At 66.4% G+C, this 20,252-nt stretch carries 17 protein-coding genes and 2 pseudogenes; 10 read left to right on the top strand and 9 right to left on the bottom strand.

Going from position 1 to position 20,252, the window contains the following annotated elements; translation table 11 throughout:
* Positions 1-12: 12 nt before the first annotated feature.
* The gene (locus C438_RS05810) at positions 13-1,161 is read right to left on the bottom strand and encodes a Gfo/Idh/MocA family protein (protein ID WP_004968380.1); all 1,149 of its coding nucleotides are present in this window, start codon (positions 1,159-1,161) and stop codon (positions 13-15) included.
* 379 nt (positions 1,162-1,540) lie between these two features.
* Between C438_RS05810 and C438_RS05805 the strand changes: the two genes are divergently transcribed.
* The 3 genes from C438_RS05805 to C438_RS05795 all read left to right on the top strand — a co-directional run bounded on the left by C438_RS05805 (position 1,541) and on the right by C438_RS05795 (position 5,715).
* Positions 1,541-3,646, top strand: a complete 2,106-nt coding sequence (locus C438_RS05805; protein ID WP_193363626.1) for a pectate lyase — start codon at positions 1,541-1,543, stop codon at positions 3,644-3,646.
* Between the two features lie 81 nt (positions 3,647-3,727).
* Positions 3,728-4,834 (top strand): Gfo/Idh/MocA family protein, encoded by a 1,107-nt coding sequence (locus tag C438_RS05800; protein WP_004968378.1) that lies wholly within the window; start codon positions 3,728-3,730, stop codon positions 4,832-4,834.
* 113 nt (positions 4,835-4,947) lie between these two features.
* The gene (locus C438_RS05795; RefSeq protein WP_004968376.1) at positions 4,948-5,715 is read left to right on the top strand and encodes an IclR family transcriptional regulator; all 768 of its coding nucleotides are present in this window, start codon (positions 4,948-4,950) and stop codon (positions 5,713-5,715) included.
* Between the two features lie 403 nt (positions 5,716-6,118).
* Here C438_RS05795 and C438_RS05790 read toward each other — a convergent pair.
* Positions 6,119-6,451, bottom strand: a pseudogene (locus C438_RS05790) (IclR family transcriptional regulator); the annotation flags it as partial.
* On the opposite strand from C438_RS05790, the pseudogene C438_RS05785 reads away from it, so the two are divergent.
* From C438_RS05785 to C438_RS05775, 3 genes and pseudogenes are all read left to right on the top strand, one after another.
* Positions 6,441-6,632, top strand: a pseudogene (locus C438_RS05785) (hydroxyisourate hydrolase); the annotation flags it as partial. The pseudogenes C438_RS05790 and C438_RS05785 sit on opposite strands and share 11 nt — an antisense overlap.
* 484 nt (positions 6,633-7,116) lie before the next feature.
* Positions 7,117-7,428, top strand: a complete 312-nt coding sequence (locus C438_RS19980; protein WP_239640654.1) for a hypothetical protein — start codon at positions 7,117-7,119, stop codon at positions 7,426-7,428.
* Between the two features lie 123 nt (positions 7,429-7,551).
* Complete coding sequence (locus C438_RS05775; RefSeq protein WP_004968371.1) at positions 7,552-7,953, top strand: hypothetical protein; 402 nt, start codon at positions 7,552-7,554, stop codon at positions 7,951-7,953.
* 19 nt (positions 7,954-7,972) lie between these two features.
* On the opposite strand, the gene C438_RS05770 is transcribed toward C438_RS05775, so the two are convergent.
* From C438_RS05770 to C438_RS05755, 4 genes are all read right to left on the bottom strand, one after another.
* Positions 7,973-9,145 (bottom strand): ABC transporter ATP-binding protein, encoded by a 1,173-nt coding sequence (locus C438_RS05770; RefSeq protein WP_004968370.1) that lies wholly within the window; start codon positions 9,143-9,145, stop codon positions 7,973-7,975.
* 3 nt (positions 9,146-9,148) lie between these two features.
* On the bottom strand, positions 9,149-10,033 hold the full coding sequence (locus C438_RS05765; RefSeq protein ID WP_004968369.1) for a carbohydrate ABC transporter permease: 885 nt from the start codon (positions 10,031-10,033) through the stop codon (positions 9,149-9,151).
* Position 10,034: 1 nt separating this feature from the next.
* Positions 10,035-10,928, bottom strand: coding sequence for a carbohydrate ABC transporter permease (locus C438_RS05760; RefSeq protein ID WP_004968366.1), 894 nt, complete (start codon positions 10,926-10,928; stop codon positions 10,035-10,037).
* Positions 10,929-11,004: 76 nt separating this feature from the next.
* Positions 11,005-12,420: an ABC transporter substrate-binding protein gene (locus C438_RS05755; RefSeq protein WP_049917778.1), complete on the bottom strand. Its 1,416-nt coding sequence runs from the start codon at positions 12,418-12,420 to the stop codon at positions 11,005-11,007.
* A gap of 310 nt (positions 12,421-12,730) precedes the next feature.
* Here C438_RS05755 and C438_RS05750 point away from each other — a divergent pair, with 310 nt between their 5' ends.
* Positions 12,731-14,875, top strand: coding sequence for a beta-glucosidase family protein (locus C438_RS05750; protein WP_004968363.1), 2,145 nt, complete (start codon positions 12,731-12,733; stop codon positions 14,873-14,875).
* Between the two features lie 12 nt (positions 14,876-14,887).
* Here C438_RS05750 and C438_RS05745 read toward each other — a convergent pair whose 3' ends face one another.
* The 3 genes from C438_RS05745 to C438_RS05735 form a co-directional block, all read right to left on the bottom strand.
* Entirely contained in the window at positions 14,888-15,190 is a 303-nt protein-coding gene (locus C438_RS05745; protein ID WP_004968362.1) for an SHOCT domain-containing protein, read from the bottom strand.
* Between the two features lie 106 nt (positions 15,191-15,296).
* Positions 15,297-15,653 (bottom strand): hypothetical protein, encoded by a 357-nt coding sequence (locus tag C438_RS05740; protein WP_004968361.1) that lies wholly within the window; start codon positions 15,651-15,653, stop codon positions 15,297-15,299.
* 226 nt (positions 15,654-15,879) lie between these two features.
* Positions 15,880-16,479, bottom strand: a complete 600-nt coding sequence (locus C438_RS05735) for a helix-turn-helix transcriptional regulator (RefSeq protein ID WP_004968360.1) — start codon at positions 16,477-16,479, stop codon at positions 15,880-15,882.
* Between the two features lie 339 nt (positions 16,480-16,818).
* Between C438_RS05735 and C438_RS05730 the strand changes: the two genes are divergently transcribed.
* From C438_RS05730 to C438_RS05720, 3 genes are all read left to right on the top strand, one after another.
* Complete coding sequence (locus C438_RS05730) at positions 16,819-18,924, top strand: heavy metal translocating P-type ATPase (protein WP_004968359.1); 2,106 nt, start codon at positions 16,819-16,821, stop codon at positions 18,922-18,924.
* Positions 18,925-19,083: 159 nt separating this feature from the next.
* Positions 19,084-19,716: a phage tail protein gene (locus C438_RS05725; protein WP_004968358.1), complete on the top strand. Its 633-nt coding sequence runs from the start codon at positions 19,084-19,086 to the stop codon at positions 19,714-19,716.
* Positions 19,713-20,243, top strand: coding sequence for a phage tail protein (locus tag C438_RS05720; protein WP_004968357.1), 531 nt, complete (start codon positions 19,713-19,715; stop codon positions 20,241-20,243). The genes C438_RS05725 and C438_RS05720 overlap by 4 nt, the downstream gene beginning before the upstream one ends.
* Positions 20,244-20,252 lie beyond the last annotated feature (9 nt).

The following is a 20,252-nucleotide window of genomic DNA, read 5'->3' as shown; positions in this document are numbered from 1 at the left end:
CGGGGGGCTTTTCTACACGCTGAAGTCGTCGAGGACGACCCGGCGGCCCTCTTCGGAGGACCGATAGCTCGCCTCGGTGAGTTGGACGCCCCGCGCCCCGGCGGTGAAGTCCCACGGGAACGGCTCGTCGGCGACGACGTGGCGGATGAACTTCTCCCACTGGAGCTTGAACGCGTTCTCGAACACCCGGTTGTTCGGGACGCCCGTCCAGTCCTCGTAGAAGTCGTGTTCCTTGGGCGTGTCCGGGTTCCACTCCGGTTTCGGCGTGTTGGCGTGGCCCTGCGTCTTGCAGTCGCGCAGGCCGGCGACCGCGCTTCCCTCGGTCCCGTCGACCTGAATTTCGAGGAGGTCGTCGCGGTTGACGCGGACGGTCCACGAGGAGTTGAGCTGGGCGACGACGTCGTCTTCCAGTTCCATGATGGCGTAGGCGGCGTCGTCGGCGGTCGCCTCGTACGGCTCGCCGTCCTCGTCGATTCGCTCGTCGATGTGCGTCTTCTGGAGACAGCGGACGGACTCCACCTCGCCGAAGAGGTTCTCCAGCACGTAGCTCCAGTGGGAGAACATGTCGTCGACGATGCCGCCGCCGTCCTCGGCCCGGTAGTTCCACGAGGGGCGCTGTGCCTCCTGTCCGTGCCCGGTGAACACCCAGTAGCCGAACTCGACGCGCACCGAGAGGATGTCGCCGAAGAAGTCCTGTTCGATGAGTCGCCGGAGCTTCAACAGTCCCGGGAGCCAGAGTTTGTCCTGGACGATGCCGTGTTTCACGTCGCTCTCCTCGGCCATCCCGGCCACGTCGAGCGCGGCGCTGAGGTCGCTCGCCAGCGGCTTCTCGCAGTAGACGTGCTTCCCGGCGTCGATTGCCTTCATCACGCTGTCCGGCCGACGGGGGGTTATCTGCGAGTCGAAGTACACCTCGTCGTCGCCGTCGAGACACGTTTCGAGGTCGGGGTCGACGGTCCAGCGGTCGATGCCGTGTTCCTCGCTCAGTTCGCGGAGTTTACGCTCGTTGCGGCCGACGAGAATCGGGTCCGGCATGACTCGCTCCCCGCTGGGGAGTTCCACGCCGCCCTTCTCGCGTAGCGCGACGATAGAGCGGATGAGATGCTGATTCGTCCCCATCCGGCCGGTCACGCCGTTCATGATGATACCTAGCTCTTGCATGGGCTGACTCGCTGCACCAATCTGCTGGTCGGAGTGTAATAACCTTTTGCATGGTTCCGGGTTCCACGGTCGAACGGTTCGCGCGCCTGACGGTCGTCTGAACCCGTGACCCACCGATTCGACTCCGAACGAGGGCGCGGAACCGACGACGTACGTGGCGGAACGCTCCTAATTCGAACATACCGAACTTTATGTATATCTGCCAGCAAATTACAAACATATGCTTGTAATATATCGGGTTTCACCTCGTCATCTCGTCTCCGACTTCGTCTCAGACGTTCGCTTCTCTCGAACTTTATATACTCTCGCCGGGCCCAGTTCGGGGTTGCCGTAAAATATAACAATCGTTGAATATGTTATCTGTTCGAGTGATACGCTCATGAGACCCGATAGGCGGACGTTCCTCCGCGTGCTCGGTGCCGGAAGTATCGGCGCGACGGCGACTGGCCTCTTCAGTAGCGGCGTTGCGGCCGCGACAGTGATTTCGATGCGAGGCGGCGGCGACGACATCTGGGGGACGGCCGACGCGTTCCACTACTACTACACGGAACTGAGCGGCGACTTCGATGTCGCCGTCCAGAACACCGGCATCGACAACGTCGAAAGCTGGACGAAGGCGGGCCCGATGCTCCGCGGGTCGCTCGACCCCGACTCGAAGAACGTCATGGTCCGCCGCCGTCCCAACGGCGAGGCGTCGATGCAGTACCGCCCCGAAGACGGCGCTGAGACCGATAGCGTCGGCGGCACGTCGGCCGACTGGCTCCGTCTCACGCGACGCGGCGACACGATAGAGACGTACCGCTCCACGGACGGCGAGACGTGGACCTCGATTAACGCGCTCGACGGCGACGACATCTCGCTGGGCGACAGCGTCTACGTCGGACTGGCCGTCACCAGCCACCGCTCGGGGACGCTCGCGGCGGCGACGTTCCAGAGCCTCTCGGGGGTCGACCTCGACCGGAACCGAGACGTCGGCGACGTCGAAGTCGCGGGGAGCGTGGAGAACACGACGGGCGTCCCGCTCGTCTCGACCGGCGACGTGGCCGACCTCGACGCCGACGCCGCGACGCTCACCGGCGAACTGAGCGACCTCGGCGGTGCCGATTCCGCGGCGTGTTACTTCGAGTACCGGGAGGTGCCCACCGAGTCGTGGCGGACCACGGACGCGACGGAACGCACCTCGACGGGCGCGTTCAGCGTCGAGGCGGCCGGCCTGACGGAACGCCGCTACTACGAGGTGCGCGCGGTGGCCGACACGGCCGACGGAGACACCGCGCGGGGCGCGGTCTCCACGTTCAGCACGCCGAACCCGTCGAACAGCGAGGTGCCGGCCCACGCCGGCCCGGACAGCGCGTCGCAGTTCGGGCCGAGCGACGGGTTCGCGGACGCGGCACCGTGGCTCGACGACGACACCCCGGTCATCGTGATAACCGAGCCGACGCGCCGCCAACTCGAAAAGGCGGTCACCGTCGATGGCGAGCGACTGGTCGTCTTCGAGACGAGCGGGACGGTCGACCTCGGCGTGCGCGACCTCCCGATTCCGTACGACAAGTGCTACATCGCGGGGCAGACCGCGCCCTCGCCGGGCGTCACGCTGGTCAAAGGTCGCGTGAACGTCGCGGCGAGCGACTGCGTCCTCCAGCACGTCCGGGTTCGTCTCGGCGACGCGGGAATCGAGGAGCCGACCGAGGACTGGGCGCTCGACACGGTCAACACGGCCGACGAGACGGAGAACAACGTCATCGACCACGTCTCCGCCTCGTGGAGCGTCGACGAGTGTCTCTCGGTCGGCTACGAGACCGCGGACACGACCGTCTCGAACTGCCTCGTCGCCGAGGCGCTCGACGACTCGGTCCACCCGAAGGGCGAACACGGCTACGGTTCCCTCATCGGCAACGACGCGAAGAACGTCGCCATGCTGGGGAACGTCTGGGCGTTCAACACCGACCGCCACCCCAGACTCAAGGAGGGGACCGAGAGCGTCGTCGTCAACAACGTGATGTACGACTTCGAGGACGGCACGTGGTTGGACCCCGACACCGAGGCGAGCATCGTCGGCAACGCCTACCTCCGGCCCAACTCGGAGAAGGCGAACGTCTTCGCCGAGGACGGCGTGGACACGGCCGTGGCGTACCTCGAAGACAACGTCACTGACGACGACGACGTCGCGATGGTCGACGACGACGACGTGACCGTCGTCGAGGAACGCCCACTCTGGCCCGACGGACTGGCCGCGATGCCGTCCGACCGGACGCTCGAACACGGCCTCGCCAACGTCGGCGCGCGCCCGGCCGACCGGACGGCGACCGACGAGCGCATCCTCGAACACGTCGAACTCGGCGCGAGCTATCTCGTCGACAGCCAAACACAGGTCGGCGGCTACCCGGACCTCCCGGTCAACAGCCACGAACTGAACGTCCCGAACGGCGGGACTCGGCCGTGGCTTCGGTCGTGGGCTCGGCGGGTCGAGACGCCGCGACACTGACCGCGCGGGACCGACGCACCGTCCGCCGACTATATTGCTTGTACCCGCATCTTTTTACATCATTTTCGGTGAACTACGTGTATGGGTGCGAACATCGGATACATCGGTATCGACCACCACCACCGGGACCCCTACTTCGCCGTCGCGAGCGAGTTGGACGCGACGATTACCGCGGTCTGCGAACCGGGACGACGGGTCGACGTGGGGAACATCGCGGCGATGGACGACCGGCCCGACGAAATCACGACCGAGGGACAGGACATGGCGGACCTCGTCGGCGGCGCGGCGGTCTACGAGGACCCCCACGAACTCGTCTCCGACGCCGACGTCGACGTGGCGTGGATAACTTACCGGAGCGACGAGACGCCGGCAATCATCGAGAGCGCCGTCGAGAACGGCGTCCACGTCATCAGCGAGAAACCCATCGGTCGGACCGCGGACGACCTCGAAGCCATCGCCGAGCGGGCCAACGAGAGGGGCGTGACCGTCTCGCCGACGATGTACTACCGGCGCAATCCCGTGGCGATGACGCTCCGCGACCGGGTCTCGGAGGGCTTCTTCGGCGACGTGTGGACGCTCGACGGCCGCTTCAACGCCAGCCAACTCTCCTACCGGGACACCGACCACTACCTCTACGACCGGGAGACGAGCCGCGGCGGCGCGCTCCAGTGGATAGGCCCGCACTGGGTCGACGTGATGCCGTGGATTCTCGACGACCCCATCGCGCGGGTGAACGCCCGGTTCCACGACGCGGTCGAGACGGACGTGGAGGCCGGGGCCGTCCTCCAGTTCGAGACCGAAAGCGGGACGCTCGGCACGTACCACACCGGCTACTACCTGAGCGACCGCGGCAAGGACACGCACCTCGGTCTCTACGGCACCGACGCGCAGGCGCTGACGCCGCTCCACCACGACTCGCTACAGCACGAGCCGACGGTCCCGCTCGACATCACCTCGGAGCATCCCGACTGGACCGCCGCGCCGAAGCGGACCGTCGAGTTCGAGTTCACTTACGACCGGTTCCCGGCGTGGGGTGACTTCGTGCAGGACTACTTCGAGGACTACTTCGCGGGCTACGAAACCGGCGACGTGCCCGCGACGGTCGACGACGCCGTGCAACTCCTCCGCGTCCTCGACGCGGCCTACGAGTCCGGCGAGCGCGGCGGCTGGGTCGACGTCGAGGGATGACTCCGGTCGCCGCCCCCCGGTCGCCGCCTCCCGGTCGCCGTCTCGCCGAGCCCGCGTCCGCCCAGCCGTTCGACCATCATGAACTTTAAATATATAGACGGAAATATTGGTGTATGGCAACGGATGACTCGCCCAAGACGCTCCGGACGACCGCCACCTCGATAGAGATTCTGAAGCAACTCGAGGAGATAGACGGCGCGCGAGTCTCCGAAATCGCCGAGCGGATGGACAAGCCCAAGAGCACGATTCACGGCCACCTCGCGACGCTCAAACAGAAGCAGTTCGTCATCAAGGAGGGCGATTTCTACTTCATCGGGCCGGAACTCCTCCGACTGGGCAATCAGGTCAGAACGCGGGAGCCGGCGTTCGTGCTCGCGCGGCAGTTCACCGAACGCCTGTTCGAAGAGACTCGCCTCCGCTCGATTTTCACCGTCGAGATGGGCGGGAAGGCCGTCTTCCTGCACACCGCGTCGGGGAGCAAGATGGGCTGGGCTCACGAGCAACTCGGCAACCGGTTGTTCCTGCACAACACCGCCGTCGGGAAGGCGATTCTCGCGGAACTCCCGGAACCGCGCATCGAACAGATACTCGACCGATGGGGCCTCCCGCAGGAGACGGAAAACACCACCACCGACCGCGGGGACCTGTTCGAGGAGTTAGAACGCGTCCGCGAGCAGGGCTACGCCGTCAACCGCGCCGAGAACTTCAACGAACTCTACGCCATCGGTGTCGCCGCGACGCGCCGCTCGGGCGACGTTATCGGCGGGTTCAGCGTCACGGGACCGGCCCACTCGGTGACCGGCGAAGACCGGAAATCCGAACTCGCACACACGGTCAAGGACATCGTCAGCGAGTTCGAACTGGAACTCGCGCTGGCGTGAGCGCGGTCGACGCGGACCGGCTGATACGCCTCGCTCGCGGAACCGACCCGGTCGACTGCGGCGTTCGTCATGCTCGAACCTTATACCAAAGCCGATACCGTCCGTCCGGTCTCGCCAACTTCGCCAATCTCCTCGCGGTCCCACAGCGGATTACGGCCGTAAGGGTGTAAACGACGGGCCGTCCGCCGCGTACCGTGTCGATGCCCGCCGAGTCGTGATTCAGTGGTGGGTTTCCGCGGATGCGCGGACGACACGGAAGACGTTGCTGTCGTGGAATCTGTGACTGTTCGATTCGGTCTGTTCGACGCAACGAGGGCGCGCTATTGTACGGTTCGTTCTATTCTCCCCGTCCACGCTCCGGGCGAGAGGGCGTTCGGACATTACAAACAATCGATTTCGACGACTACGACTGCGTGTTCATGTTGATGTTGACCTCGATGACGTTCGCCGACTGCGTGACCAGTTTCGGAACGTGTTCTTGGAACTGCTCGCCTTGCAGGAGGCTGGTCGGCCCCGACACGCTCACCGAGCCGAGCACCTCCCCGCTCGGGTCTTCGATTGGCGCGGCGATCGCGCGAAACCCTCTGATCTCCTCTTCGTCGTTGTACGCGTAGCCCCGCTCGCGTATCTGTTCGAGTTCCTCGAACAGCGCGTCCCGGTCGGTGACGGTGTTTTTCGTCTGTGCCGGAAGCCCGCGTTGCTCGATAATCTCGTCGACCCGCGCGTCGGGCGACGCGATGGAGACCGGAACCTATCAGCTCCTGTTCGAAGTCGGTCCGTACTACCGCGACGGCCCCACGGAATCGTCGTTCTTGGAGGCGGTTCCCGTCCGCTTCGTCGTCGACGACGCCAGCGAGCACTACCACGTTCCCCTGTTGCTGTCGCCGGGGAGCTACACGACGTACCGGGGAAGCTGAGAACGCCGACTGGGGCGATGGTTCGATGCCCCGACACGAACGCCAGAACGAACTACCAAAATATTTAGAGTATAACGAACATACTAGGTTAAATACCCATTTCGCGGCTGGACAACGGACGCACGCGTCGCTGAGAGCGTCGGTGGACTCCCACCGGTGCCGAGACTGCGCTATTCGGACACAAACGGCTCTCAACCGTCGTACTCGACGAAAACGACCGCACTGACGCGACCGATTCGAACACCACTGAGGTGTCGTCACTCGTGCCGCCGTTCGTACCGACGACGCGAGAATCGCTTCGAACGCATACGTATCTGACACTCCGGCTCTCACGGTCTCGAACACTGATTCTGAGTTCTTCCTCGCCTGCTGGTCCCGTCGAGTCGGGCGTATCGACCGACCCGTTCACTCTCATCCTGCGTGGAGACATATGACGGAATCCCGCGCATATTTATCAGAATTTTATTATATACTGGATTCATAAGTGAACCGCGTCGAACGACTGTTGGTTCGCCGCCTACTCGAAGCCGGCCGCCGTCTCCTCTCCGGTGTCGGTTCCCCGGTACGCGGCCACCACCTTTTCGTCCGAGGAGTCGCTATCGCCGACGCCATGGGCGTGATGAGCAAGCTTCGACGGTTGCTCGGACTCGTAGCGGGCCACGAAGACGAAGTCGCCAAACAGGTCGGAAAGCGAACGAAGGTGAGCGAAGAGAAGGCCAAGAAAGGCATCGAAAAGGCGACTGACGCAGTCAAAAACGGCTCTGACTCCGGTTCGGGAGACCGGAGTAGCTACTGATTGGTGGTGGTAGTGGTGGTAGTGGTGGTGTGTGACGGGTCGTGACGGGCGGTCGACTGGGAGACAATCGGTCGCTCGCAGTTCTCGCGGACCACTCATAACGGTCGGGCCCGCACGTCGAGTATGTCCGAATCTCACGCGCCGTCGCTCGACGGACGAGTCTTCAAATCGGTCGCCAACGACGAGGGCGGCGACGTCGGCGGCGACACCTACTTCTGGTTCGACCAGTCCGACGACCTGCTTCACGCGACGTACCGCGGCGGGACCGTCAGGCTGGGCCACCTCGTCGGCCGCCACCTCGGCGACACGCTCGACTTCCGGTACTCCCACGTCACCGAAGACGGGACCACCGCGACCGGCCACTCGACGGACCGTATCGAGCGACTGGAAGACGGTCGCCTCCGCCTCCACGAGGACTGGTCGTGGGACTCGAAGCCGGGTTCCGGGACGAGCGTCCTCGAAGAACTCACCGATGAGGAACGGGCGGAACTCGCCCCGTCGCCGGCGTTGTTCGGCGAGCGGTAGCACGGGCGCGCGCTGGGCCCTACTGCGACCCGGTGGCTTCGACTGGCTCGTGCGGGTTCGAGTCGCCGCGGTCGTCGTCCGGTGGGTGAGACGAGTGATAGACCGCGTTCCCGTCGTCGTCGAACAGGTGCAGGCGTTCCTCGTCGAACGCGAGTGCCACCGTTTCGCCCGGCTCGACCGCGCTCCGGGGTTCGGCCTTCACTTTGAGTTCGGCCCCGCCGAGCGTGCAGTGGACGAGTAGCGCGTCGCCCAACGGCTCGGTCACGTTGACCTCCGCTTCGATAGCCGGGGCGTCGCGGGCGCGCCCCGAGACGATGGAGACGTCCTCGGGCCGGACGCCGAACGTGCCGCTGGAGCCGACTGCGCCCCCGGTGGGAACGTCGTTCCCGTCAGCGTCCGGGAGCGCGAGTTCGAACCCCTCGCGCTCCACGACGAGGGCGTCCCCTCGGTCGCGGATTTCGACGGGCAGGACGTTCATCGCCGGCGTTCCGATGAACTCGGCGACGAACCGGGTCTCCGGGTAGTCGTAGAGCCGTTGCGGCGGGTCGACCTGTTCGATTCGGCCGTCGTTGAGGACGGCGACGCGGTCGCCGAGCGTCATCGCCTCGGTCTGGTCGTGGGTGACGTAGACGGTGGTCGTCCGGAGCGTTCGGTGGAGTTCGAGCAGTTCGGTCCGCATCTCCACGCGCAGTTTCGCGTCGAGGTTCGAAAGCGGCTCGTCGAGGAGGAACACCTCGGGTTCGCGCAGTAGTGCGCGGCCGATTGCGACCCGCTGGCGCTCGCCGCCGGAGAGTTCCTTTGGCTTGCGGTCGAGGAGGTCGGTGATGCCGAGCGTCTCGGCGACTTCCGCGACCGCTTCGTCGTGGTTCGACCGGTCGAAGAGCCCCGAGTCGAGGCCGAACGTCATGTTCTCCGCGGCCGTCATGTGCGGGTACAGCGCGTAGTTCTGGAACACCATCGCCACGTCGCGCTCGTCGGGCGGGTGGTCGTTGACGACGGTGCCGCCGATAGAGAGCGTGCCGTCGGTGATCGATTCGAGCCCGGCGAGCATTCGGAGCGTCGTCGACTTGCCGCACCCCGAGGGGCCGACGAAGACGAGAAACTCGCCGTCGTCGACCGCGAGGTCGATACCGTTGACGGCCTTCACGTCGCCGAAGTGCTTCGTGAGAGAGTCGAGTCTGAGGTGTGTCATGGATTACTTCTGTTGTATTGCGAACGTTTCGAGGAGCGGGCGATGCAACGCGACGAGGACGGCGAGCGGCGGGAGGAGCGCGATGACGGCTCCGGCCATGATGAGCCCCCATTGGGTGAGGCCGGACTGGCTCGCGCCTTGGAGGAACTTGATACCGACCTGCACCACCTGCTTGGACTGGTCGCTGACGACGATGAGGGGCCAGAGATACTGGTTCCACGCGTAGATGAACGTGATGACGGAGACGCCGGCAATCATCCCTCTCGACATGGGTATCAGCACGCGGACGAGGAACGAAAGCGGGCCGACGCCGTCGAGGCGAGCGTTCTCCACAAGCGACTCCGGAATCGACATGAAGTGCTGACGGAAGAGAAACACCGCCGTCGCGCTGGCGATGTACGGGCCGGTGATGGACAGAAGCGAGTTCGCCCACCCGAGGTCGGCCATGAGTTGGAACAGCGGTACGATGCGGACCGGGACCGGGACCAAGAGCGTCAGCAGGATGAACGTGAAGACGGCGCGCTCGAACGGGAAGCGGTAGTAGACGAGCGCGAGCGCGGCGAGAAGCGACAACGAGACCTTGCCCACGACGATGACGACCGACATGACCGCCGAGTTAATCATGTACCGCGTGAGGTTGTACTCCGTGAGCGCGGTCTCGTAGTTCGACAGTCCGGCGCTTCCGAGTCCGAGGTTCGTCACCTCGTACACCTCCGTGGTGGACTGCGTGCTCATGATGACCGCGAGGACGAGCGGGAGCGCGACCAGCGCGATAGCGCCCGCGAGCGCGACGTGGACGAACAGGTCGCCGTTGAAGGCGCGTTCGAGCCGGGTTCGAAGCCGACGCGACGGTGCTGTCTCTGTCGCCGTGTCTGTGTTCGTCGCCATGTCAGGCCCCGTAGTGCGCGTGCCGGTCGGAGAACCGGAGTTGGACGTACATCAAAATCGACACGATGCCGAACAGCACCGTCGACTCCGCGGAGGCCAACCCGAGGCTGTTGAACGAGAAGGCGTCGCGGTAGAGTTTGAAGATGAGCAGGTTCGTCGCGTTGTTCGGGCCGCCGCTCGTCATGAGGTCAACGAGCGGGAACGCCCCGAAGAAGGCGTAGATGGTGTTCATGACGACGAGGAACGTCAGCGTCGGCGAGATGAGCGGGAGGTAGACGCGGACGAGCATCCGCAGTCGGCCGACGCCGTCGAGTCGCGCCGACTCGGTCAGCGTCTCGGGGACGTTGTTCAGCGCGGCCACGAGGAAGATGATGTTGTAGCCGAGTTGCTTCCAGACCGCGACGGCCACGAGGACGCCGAACGCGAGCGGACCGCTCGTGAACCAGTCGAGGGTGAGCCCCGTCAGGGCCTCGAGGTAGTGCGTGACGATGCCCAGCGTCGGGTGAAGCATGAACAGGAGGATGGTCGCCGCGACCGCCGTCGGGAGCGCGTACGGCCAGATGGCCGCGAGCAGGTAGCCGGACGCGCCCGCGCGGACCTCGAACAGCAGGTACGAGATGAAAAGCGAGACGGCGAGCGTGCCGACGACGACGGCGGCGGCGAAGAGCACGGAGACGAAGAGGCTCTGTCGGTATTCGGCGGACGTTGCGAGCGCGACGTAGTTGTCGATGCCGACGAACTGCTGGCCGGTTCCCAAGAGGAGCGTCTGGAAGAAACTGAGCCGGAACGTCTCGACGGCCGGGTAGTACAGGAAGGCCACGAGAACGACCAGCGTCGGGACCAGAAGCAGGCCGGCCTGCGTCGTCGAACGGTACGGTTTGGTGAAATCGCTCATAGTGAGTGGTGTGTGATGAGTGTTGACGGGCGGTGTCGGGACGCGGTTTCGCGCGGGCGAGGCCTCGCTTCGCCGCTCAGTTCACCTTCTGGTTGTAGCCCGCGAGGGCGTCTTCGACCTGCGCGTCGATGTCGCCGAGCACGTCGTCGACGCTCCGGTCGTCGTTCTGAATCATGCTGACGTAGCCCTCCTCGACGATGGTTCGGGCTTTCGTGAACGTCCCCATGAGCGCGCCGCGGGTCGCCGGCGAGTCCTCCGTCTCGCGGAGCTGGTCGATGGCCGTGCGGAAGTTCGGGTTCTCGTCGTAGAACCCCTCGTCTTCGAGCTGGGTAATCGCCTCCTCGCGGACGGGGAAGTAGCCCGTGTTGGTGTGCCAGCGCTTCTGCTGGGCGGGTTCCGTGAGCCACGCGAGGAACTCCCCGGCGGCGTCCTGCTTGGCAGAATCGAGGCTTTTCGGGGTCCACAGCGACGCCCCGCCGATGACGACGCCCTGTCGCTGTCCCCCGGGCGTCGGGAGTCGCATCGTCCCCAGTTCGAAGCCGTTGTTCCGCGCGCCCTCGGTCATGGGGGCGATGCTCGACGTGGAGTAGCCGAGGAGCCCCGTCTTCTGGGTGAGAAACGCCTGCTGGGCCTCTGACCACGCTTCGATGCCGGGGTTGAGGTACTGTCCCTCTCCGTGGAGGTTCGCCCACCAGTCGAAGACGGTCTTCGAGGCCTCGCTCTCGAAGTGGGCCTCGGTCGCGCGCCCTGCCCGACCGTTCTCGTTGTTCACGAGCGTCTGGTTCTGCTCTGCGAGCCACTGTTCGACGAACCACGAGTGGTTCGGCCACGTCGTTCCCGTGTCGACTGCGCCCGCGTCCGTGAGTTCCGTCGAGGCGTCCAACACGCCTTGGAAGGTCGTCGGTGGGGCCTCGGGGTCGAGGCCGGCGCTCTCGAAGGCGTCCTTGTTGTAGTAGAAGATGGCGTTCGAGGAGTTGAACGGCATCGAGTGGAGCGTGCCGTCGATGCGGTAGTAGTTCAGCACGGAGTCGAGGTAGTTGTCGAAGTTCACCCGGTCTTCCGGGATGATGTCCTCGACTGGCGCGAAGACGCCGCTGTCGATGGCGAGTTGCGTCCCGATTTCGAAAATCTGCGCGATGGCGGGCGGGTTCCCGGCCTGCACCGCGGACGTCGTGGCGTTCAGCGTCTCGCGGTAACTCCCCTTCTGGGTCGCTTCGACCCGGATGCCGTCCGCCTGCTGTTCGAACTCGCTCGCCAGCGAGTCGATGAGTTTGCCGATGTCGCCGCCCATCGCGTGCCAGAACTTGATGGTCGTCGTTTCCGTCCCGGACGACCCGGTTGTCTCACCGGCCGTCGTCGTCTCGGCCGAGTCACCTCCCGCGCCTTCGTCCGGTGACTGCCCTCCGTCCTGTCCACCCGTGCATCCTGCCAGCCCCGCGATTCCGGCGGCACCGACGGTCTTGACGAACCTGCGTCGCGTGTTTCGTGTCATTCGACATCGGCCGGTTATCGGCTCCAAATTTAATTCTTTTGAACATATAACTAAATTGAAATTTTGTGTTCACAATAGTATCACGTAGCCGTTCATAGCGGGCGGCAGTCCGGTCACAGCCGCGGACATCACCTCGGTCGCTCCGACTCGGCCGACCTCAGTCGTCTCTCGCTTCCCGGCGCTTGACGGCGTCCACGTCGAAGTCGTTGACCGCGCGGCTCGGTTCGAGGCCCGCCCGCTCCGAGAAGGAGTCTGCCCTGCTGGCATCACAACACTATTCGAGCTACTGGCGAAACCCGTAGCCAGTCCTATGGCTTCCCCGGACACCGACGTCTCCGATTTGGTCGACTCGCTCTCCCTCGACGAGAAGTGCTCGCTCGTGCGCGGGGCGGCCGACCCCGAGGGGACGGCGACGGGCTACGTCCCCGGCGTCCCCCGACTCGACATCCCCGAGTTCCGACTCGCCGACGGGCCGCTCGGGATTCGCATCCCCGACCGCTCGTCGACCGCCTTTCCCGCTTCCATCGCCGTGGCGGCGACGTTCGACCCCGAACTCGCGCGGCGACAGGGCGTCGCGATGGCCCGCGAGGCCAAAGCCAGCGGTCAGCACGCGGTCCTCGGCCCCGGGCTGAACCTCATTCGCGTCCCCAACTGCGGGCGCAACTTCGAGTACTACGCCGAGGACCCCGTGGTGACGGCCGATTTCGCCGCCGCGGTCGTGGAAGGTCTCCAGTCCGAGGACGTCCTCGCCACGCCGAAGCACTACGTCGCCAACAACCAGGAGACGAAGCGACTCGTCGTCAGCGCCGAAGTCGGCGAGCGGGCGCTCCGAGAGCTCTATCTCCCCGGGTTCGAGGCGGCCGTCGAGGCGGGCGCGGGGTCGGTCATGACCGCGTACAACCGCGTCAACGGGACGCACATGAGCGACCACCGGCGGCTCGTCACCGAGGTACTGAAAGACGAGTGGGGCTTCGACGGCTACGTCGTCTCCGACTGGTTCGGCACCGAAAGCGCCGTCGGCGCGGCCACCGCCGGCCTCGACCTCGAAATGCCGGGCATCTCGCTCGAAGCGCTCCACGAGGCGTTCGGGCTCGACCCCGACGCCGAGATGCTAGAGGAGGGCGACGACGAGAGCATCCCGGCCGGCGAGACGACGACGCCCAAGTTCGCGACCGAACTGAAATCCGCGGTCGAGTCCGGCGCGGTCCCGGCCGACCGCCTCGACGACATGGTCGCGCGAATCCTCGGGCAGATGGCCCGCATCGGCCTCCTTGACGGCGACTGGGGTGACGGCGGCGCGCTCGACGCGCCCGAACACCGCGACCTCGCCGAGACGCTCGCCGCCCGCGGCACCGTCCTCCTGAAGAACGACGGCGGGGCGCTCCCGCTGTCTGACGACGCCGACGTCGCGCTCGTCGGCCCCGGCGTCGCGGAGGCGATGCTCGGCGGCGGCGGCTCCTCCGAAGTCACCCCCGCCCGCGAGGTCTCGGCGCTCGCGGGCATCCGCGCCCGAACCGACGGCTCGGTCGCGTTCGAACCCGGCGTCGCCCGCGTCGTCACGCCCTCGTTCTTCGACGACGAGAGCGAGGACGCCGCGGGCGACGACGAGGACGCTGGTGACGATTTCCCCGGCGGGAAGACGCCCGACATCGACGCGGCGGTCGACTGCGCCCGCGAGGCCGACGTCGCGGTCGTCGTCGTCAGGGACGCGACCACGGAGGGCGCGGACCGCGAGACGCTCCGCCTGCCCGGCGAGCAGGACGAGCTCGTCGAGGCCGTCGCCGACGCCGCCGACCGGACCGTCGTCGTCGTCCAGTCCGGCGGCCCGGTCGAACTGCCGTGGCGCGACTCGGTCGACGCCGTCGTCGAGTCGTGGTACCCCGGACAGGCCGACGGCGACGCGCTCGCGTCGGTCCTCTACGGCGACGCCGACCCCTCCGGCCGTCTCCCGGTCACGTTCGCGCCCGAGGAGTCGTATCCCACGGCGTCCGAGGAGCGATTCCCCGGCGTCGACGACGAGGCGCAGTACGACGAGGGCGTCTTCGTCGGCTACCGTCACTTCGACGCCGCCGACGCGGACGACGAGCCGACCTACCCCTTCGGCCACGGCCTCTCGTATGCGACCTTCGAGTACGGCGAGGCGGAGGCGCGCGGCGACGACGCGGTCGCGGTCGAGGTGACGAACGCGTCCGACCGCGCCGGCAGAGAGGTCGTGCAGGCGTACGTCCGCCCGCCGGCCGTCGCGGGCGTCGAGCGCCCGACGCGAGAACTCGCCGGCTACGCGGCCGTCGAAGTCGCCGCCGGCGAGACCGAGACGGTCGAACTCTCGCTGTCCGAACACGCGTTCCGCAGATACGACGACTCCGAGGGCTGGACCGTCGACGCCGGTGACTACGCCGTCGAGGTCGGCCGCTCGTCCCGCGACGTCCGAGCCGAGACGACGGTGTCGAGATAGCCCTCGACCGAGCTATTCGGAGCGCTTCAACCGTTCGCGCCGCCGTTCGAACTCCTCGTCGGAGAACTCGCCGCGCGCGTAACGGGTTCGGAGGACCGACAGCGGCCGTTCGTCGGGTTCGCTCTCCCGCCGCTTCCCGAGGGCGAAGACGAGGTACAGCGGAACCGCGAGCAGTAGCCCCATCCAGAGGAGTCCCCAGAGGCCCATCCCGCCGCCGAAGAGTCCCCAGCCACCGCCCATCGTGCCGCCGCCGTATCCGCCGCCCATGGCGGCGGCCGTGCCGGTCGCCGCGACCAGTAGCGGGACCGCAAGCATCGCGAGTCGGCGAGCAGTACGTCCGAGGTGCGTGTCACGTTGTGTTATCATTTCGAAGTAGTGAGTTGCGGTGTTCTGTCGAGGCGATTCGGCCGGTCAGGGCCGTTCAGCAGTGGCCCTGTCCGTACGGCCCGCCGCTCTGTCCGTACACCCATCCATCCTGTCCGTACATTCCGCCGCCCGGGCCGTACGTCCCGTCGTCGTGGTTGTCAGCCATGTACCGGGCCATCCCGTCGACGGTCACGCCCGTGTGCGATTCCATCCACTCGACGCTATCGGACCCCATGTGTTCCGCCATCTGCGATTCCATCCACGCCGCCCACTCGGCGGCGGTTCCGCCGGACGGGGCCGCGTCGTCTGCAGTCGTTTCGTCGCCGTGTGCACTGACGACGGGCGCGGCGACCGCGAGTCCGACGATTGCGAGCGCCACGAGTAGCCAGCGGCCGAGTTCGAAGTTGGTCATTGTCTTTCTCCTCGGTTGGTCGTAGGGCCGCTCTGGGGTTATCTCGCTGGGTGTGAACCCTGCTCTGAGAGCGTTCGAGAACGTTTATACATCGTTCTAATCGTTTTTCAGAAACGAGACCGTTCATCCGCGCCGAATTCGTCGGTGTCGGTGTCGAGCTTTCCCGCGTACTCGCAATCCGTCTCGCTTGGGCAACCCGTGGGCGAGGAGACGCCGCGGCAGTCGGCTACGGCGCTTGGTTCTGCTGTAGCTCGTCACTCGGATAGATTCGATACGTCCGGCCCTGGCGCTCGCGGTACAGCAACCCGCGTTTTTCGAGGGCGCTCACCGTCTGGCTCACCTTGCTCTTCGAGAAGTCCGAGCGGTCCCGGAGTTCGATTTGCGTGATGCCGGGCGAGGTGAGAACCGGTTCGAGCACCCGACGCTCGTCTTCCGGCAGGAGGTCCAGCACGCGAGTCCGCGGGTGTGACGCCGAGGGACTCGTCTCCACCGATTGGCCGACTTCAGCCGGTGGTTCGGACTGTTCGCGGTCGGTCGGATTTGCCGTCTGGTCCTGAACGCGCTCGCCCGCGTCCGCACCGTTGAGCGCGTCTCGAACCGCGAGGTAGCCGCCGCCGATGACGGCCGCGGCGAGGGCTGTCCCGAGGACGTACCACAGCGGGTCCGCTCCGTGAACGGCTCCCATCGACGTTCCCATATCCATCATCGACCCCATCTGCTCGAACGCCCGCTGTCGCTGGTACGCCTGCCAACTGAGCGCCCCGCCGATGAGAACGGTGCCAGCGACGAGCGCGCCGACGACCGCGTCGGCTCGTCGCCGATTCATCCATCCCACCTCGGTTTGCCGTGGTGCTCGTTCATGCTCGGTGATTGGAGCGACACCGGTGTACCAGTTGTGATTGCTGAGTCCACACCCGCGTGCGCCCGGTGGGGTTTGGGATGCACCGTGCTGTTTCGATTCCAAGCTATCGACCGTCTCGGAGCCGCTGATTCGAAGGGAAAATCCGCATAAGGTCGGGGAGCGTATATCTCCGTGTCCGTCGGCGACTGTCTCCGTCTGGGGGATAGCCCGCTGACCGTGAACAGATAACCGAAGTCGCCTGACCGTGACGCACCGTGTCAGCCGCCGGACAGAATAATGGGGAAACGGCACCACTATCCATCCATGAGCACCCACCCAGACCACGACGGCCACGACCACGACCACGACGCTTCGTCGAATCACCATCACGGGGCCCACACGGACCACACGGGTCACGAACAGATGTTTCGGCGGCGGTTCTGGGTGTCGCTCGCGCTCTCGTTACCGGTCGTCTTCTTCAGCGAGTTCGTCCAAGGCGTCTTCGGCTACGCGGCGCCGACGTTCCCCGGAAGCGTCTGGATTACGCCCGTCCTCTCAGTCGTGGTCTTCGCCTACGGCGGTGTGCCGTTCCTCTCGATGGCTCGGACCGAACTGGGGAACCGCGAACCGGGGATGATGATGCTCATCTCGCTGGCGATTACCGTCGCGTTCGGCTACTCGATTGCGAGCCTGTTCATCGAGGGGACGACGCCGTTCTTCTGGGAACTCGTCACGCTCATCGACATCATGCTCCTTGGCCACTGGATGGAGATGCGGTCGGTCCGGCAGGCCTCCGGGGCGCTCGACGAACTGGCCGAACTCATGCCCGACACCGCCGAACGAATCACCGAGAGCGGGGATACTGAGGAGGTCCCCGTCTCCGAACTGTCGGAAGGCGACGTCGTGCTCGTCCGTCCCGGTGTGTCGGTTCCCGCCGACGGCGAGGTCGTCGAGGGCGAGTCGTCGGTCGACGAGTCGATGATTACGGGCGAGTCGCGGCCCGTCGACAAGGACTCCGGTTCGGAGGTCATCGCCGGCACGGTCAATCAGGACGGGAGCCTTCGCGTGAGGGTCACGAAGACGGGAGACGAGACGGCGCTGGCGGGAATCATGCGGCTGGTCGAGGACGCCCAGCAGTCCAAATCCCGCACGCAACTCCTCGCGGACCGCGCGGCGGGGTGGCTGTTCTACGCCGCGCTCGCCGTCGCGGGCGTCACGGCCGTCGCGTGGGTCCTCGCGGTCGGATTCAGCGTCGGCGTCCTCGAACGCGTCGTGACGGTCCTCGTCATCGCGTGTCCGCACGCGCTCGGCCTCGCCGTCCCGCTCGTAGTCGCAATCAACACGTCCACTGCCGCCCAGAACGGAATGCTCGTCCGCGACCGAATCGCCATGGAAGAGGCCAGAAAGCTTGACACCGTCATCTTCGACAAGACGGGCACGCTCACGAAGGGCGAACAGGGGGTCGTCGCCGTCGAGACCGCGGGCGAGTGGGACGAAACGCGGGCGTTCGAGGTCGCCGCGGGCGTCGAGGGCGATTCCGAGCACATGATTGCTCGCGCCATTCGGAACGCCGCCGCCGAACGCGACGTTCGACCGACCCCGGTCTCGGACTTCGAGAACCTCCGCGGGCTCGGCGTCCGGGCGACCGTCGACGTTCGACAGAGCGGCGCTCTGTCGAGCCAACCAGAACCCGACTCGGGGTCGGGTGACGGTGAGACGGTTCACCTCGGCGGCCCCAACCTGATTGAGAGACTCGGTATCGAGCGTCCCGACGAAATCGCGTCGTTCGCCGACGAGGCCGGCTCGAACGCGCAGACGGTCATCTATCTGATTCGCGGCGACTCCGAGGTCGTCGCGGCGTTCGCGCTCGCCGACGTCGTCCGCGAGGAGAGCCGGCGGGCCATCGAGGCGCTCCACGCGATGGGCATCGAGGTGGCGATGCTGACCGGCGACTCCGAGGACGTCGCGCGCGCCGTCTCTGCGGAACTCGGCATCGACCAGTACTTCGCGGAGGTCCTGCCCGAGGAGAAAGACACCAAAGTAGCGCAACTTCAGTCCGAGGGGAAACGGGTCGCGATGGTCGGCGACGGCGTCAACGACGCGCCGGCGCTCGCGCGGGCGGACGTCGGCATCGCCATCGGCTCCGGCACCGACGTCGCCATCGAATCGGGCGATATCATCCTCGTCGACAACGACCCCGTAGACGTCGTCCGGCTCGTCAAGCTCTCGAAGGCGAGCTACCGGAAGATGCAGGAGAACCTCGTCTGGGCGACCGGCTACAACGTGTTCGCGCTCCCGCTCGCCGCCGGCGTCCTCGCGCCCGTCGGTATCCTCCTGTCGCCGGCGGTCGGCGCCGTGTTCATGTCCCTGTCGACGATTATCGTCGCCGTCAACGCCCGCCGGCTCCGGGGCGTCGACCTCTCGGCGTGACGACGCCGCGTACTTCGAAGCCCCGCGCGCTTTCGCACGTAGGGTACACGCTCATTAGCCGCCGCCGCGAGTCTCGATTGCTATGCTCTCACGTGACACTGCCGCACCGACGGTCGCGCCCCGGCCACCGGCGCTCGTTCCCCTCGGAGGTCGCTGACGATGGCCGCCCGGACAGACCCGTACCGACAGCTACGGTTCATCCTCGAAATCGAGGGACTCGTGACCGCCGGCTTCAGCCGCTGTGACCTCCCGTCGGCGACCTCGGCGGTCGTCGAGTACCGCGAGGGCGCGGACCCGCCGACGCCGCGGAAGCTCCCCGGGCTGAACGAGTACGGGCCGCTCGTGCTCGAAGTCGGCGTGACCGACCGCTCGCTCGAACTGTCCGAGTGGCGAACGCTCGTCGAACAGGGCCGGATGGACGAGGCACGGCGCGACGCCGCGGTCGTGTTGCTGGACGCGACGGGCACCCCCGCCGCTCGCTGGGTGTTCCGCGAGGCGTGGCCCTCGCGGTACGACGCGCCCCGGTTGGACGCGATGGCCTCCGAAGTCGCCGTCGAGCGCCTCGTCGTCGTCCACGAGGGGTTCGCGCGAATCGCGGTCCAGACGGGCGAGGACGAGGACGAGGAAGGCGAGACCGACGACGCCGACGACCCCGAGAGCGAGCGCGACGGCGGTTCGACCCCGTCGCTTCCGGACCTCGACTTCCCGGTCGGCGAGGGACTGCCGCAGGGCATCGACGAACCGCGACTGAAGGCGACCCGCGCCGGCGACGAGGCGTCGGACGAGACGTGACCGCCGCCGAGTCTGACCCCTACGGCGCACACCGGTTTCGGGTGCGGTGCGACGTGCTCCCGAAGCTCGGCTTCTCCGAGGTCCGCGGGCTCTCCGTGGCGGTCGAGTCCGCGAACGACGACGAGTCGGGGTCCGAGCCGCGCCCGCCTGATACCGACGGCCGGGGCCGCCGCGCACGGAAGCGACCGGGGCCGCGACGTCGACCGCGACCACGCCCGCCATCGCCGCCGCGTCGAGAAACCAGTTCGCCGCCGCTCGAACTCCGCCGGGGCGTCACCGACGACCGGTCGCTGTGGGCGTGGTTCCGGGCGTGGGCCGACGGCGAGACGACTCCGCAGGACGTTCGAATCTGCCTGCTCGACGCGACCGGCGAACCGGTTTGGGGATGGGTGTGCCGGGCGGCGACGCCGGTCAGGTGGACCGGCCCGCACCTCGTCGCCGACGCGGCCGCCGTGGCGACGGAGTCGCTCGAACTGACCCACGAGGGAATCCACGCCGTGACCGACCTCGACGAGTGCGCCGACTGAGTTCGCCCC

Source organism: Haloferax denitrificans ATCC 35960, assembly GCF_000337795.1.
Classification (GTDB): Archaea; Halobacteriota; Halobacteria; order Halobacteriales; family Haloferacaceae; genus Haloferax; species Haloferax denitrificans.
This window is presented reverse-complemented; position numbering and strand designations above follow the sequence as displayed.

What these genes read in the sequence shown, in the direction of transcription:
- C438_RS05810 (WP_004968380.1), bottom strand. Translation starts at nt 1,161, where the DNA reads ATGCAAGAGCTAGGTATCATCATGAACGGCGTGACCGGCCGGATGGGG.
- C438_RS05805 (WP_193363626.1), top strand. Translation starts at nt 1,541, where the DNA reads ATGAGACCCGATAGGCGGACGTTCCTCCGCGTGCTCGGTGCCGGAAGT.
- C438_RS05800 (WP_004968378.1), top strand. Translation starts at nt 3,728, where the DNA reads ATGGGTGCGAACATCGGATACATCGGTATCGACCACCACCACCGGGAC.
- C438_RS05795 (WP_004968376.1), top strand. Translation starts at nt 4,948, where the DNA reads ATGGCAACGGATGACTCGCCCAAGACGCTCCGGACGACCGCCACCTCG.
- C438_RS05775 (WP_004968371.1), top strand. Translation starts at nt 7,552, where the DNA reads ATGTCCGAATCTCACGCGCCGTCGCTCGACGGACGAGTCTTCAAATCG.
- C438_RS05770 (WP_004968370.1), bottom strand. Translation starts at nt 9,145, where the DNA reads ATGACACACCTCAGACTCGACTCTCTCACGAAGCACTTCGGCGACGTG.
- C438_RS05765 (WP_004968369.1), bottom strand. Translation starts at nt 10,033, where the DNA reads ATGGCGACGAACACAGACACGGCGACAGAGACAGCACCGTCGCGTCGG.
- C438_RS05760 (WP_004968366.1), bottom strand. Translation starts at nt 10,928, where the DNA reads ATGAGCGATTTCACCAAACCGTACCGTTCGACGACGCAGGCCGGCCTG.
- C438_RS05755 (WP_049917778.1), bottom strand. Translation starts at nt 12,420, where the DNA reads ATGACACGAAACACGCGACGCAGGTTCGTCAAGACCGTCGGTGCCGCC.
- C438_RS05750 (WP_004968363.1), top strand. Translation starts at nt 12,731, where the DNA reads ATGGCTTCCCCGGACACCGACGTCTCCGATTTGGTCGACTCGCTCTCC.
- C438_RS05745 (WP_004968362.1), bottom strand. Translation starts at nt 15,190, where the DNA reads ATGCTTGCGGTCCCGCTACTGGTCGCGGCGACCGGCACGGCCGCCGCC.
- C438_RS05740 (WP_004968361.1), bottom strand. Translation starts at nt 15,653, where the DNA reads ATGACCAACTTCGAACTCGGCCGCTGGCTACTCGTGGCGCTCGCAATC.
- C438_RS05735 (WP_004968360.1), bottom strand. Translation starts at nt 16,479, where the DNA reads ATGAATCGGCGACGAGCCGACGCGGTCGTCGGCGCGCTCGTCGCTGGC.
- C438_RS05730 (WP_004968359.1), top strand. Translation starts at nt 16,819, where the DNA reads ATGAGCACCCACCCAGACCACGACGGCCACGACCACGACCACGACGCT.
- C438_RS05725 (WP_004968358.1), top strand. Translation starts at nt 19,084, where the DNA reads ATGGCCGCCCGGACAGACCCGTACCGACAGCTACGGTTCATCCTCGAA.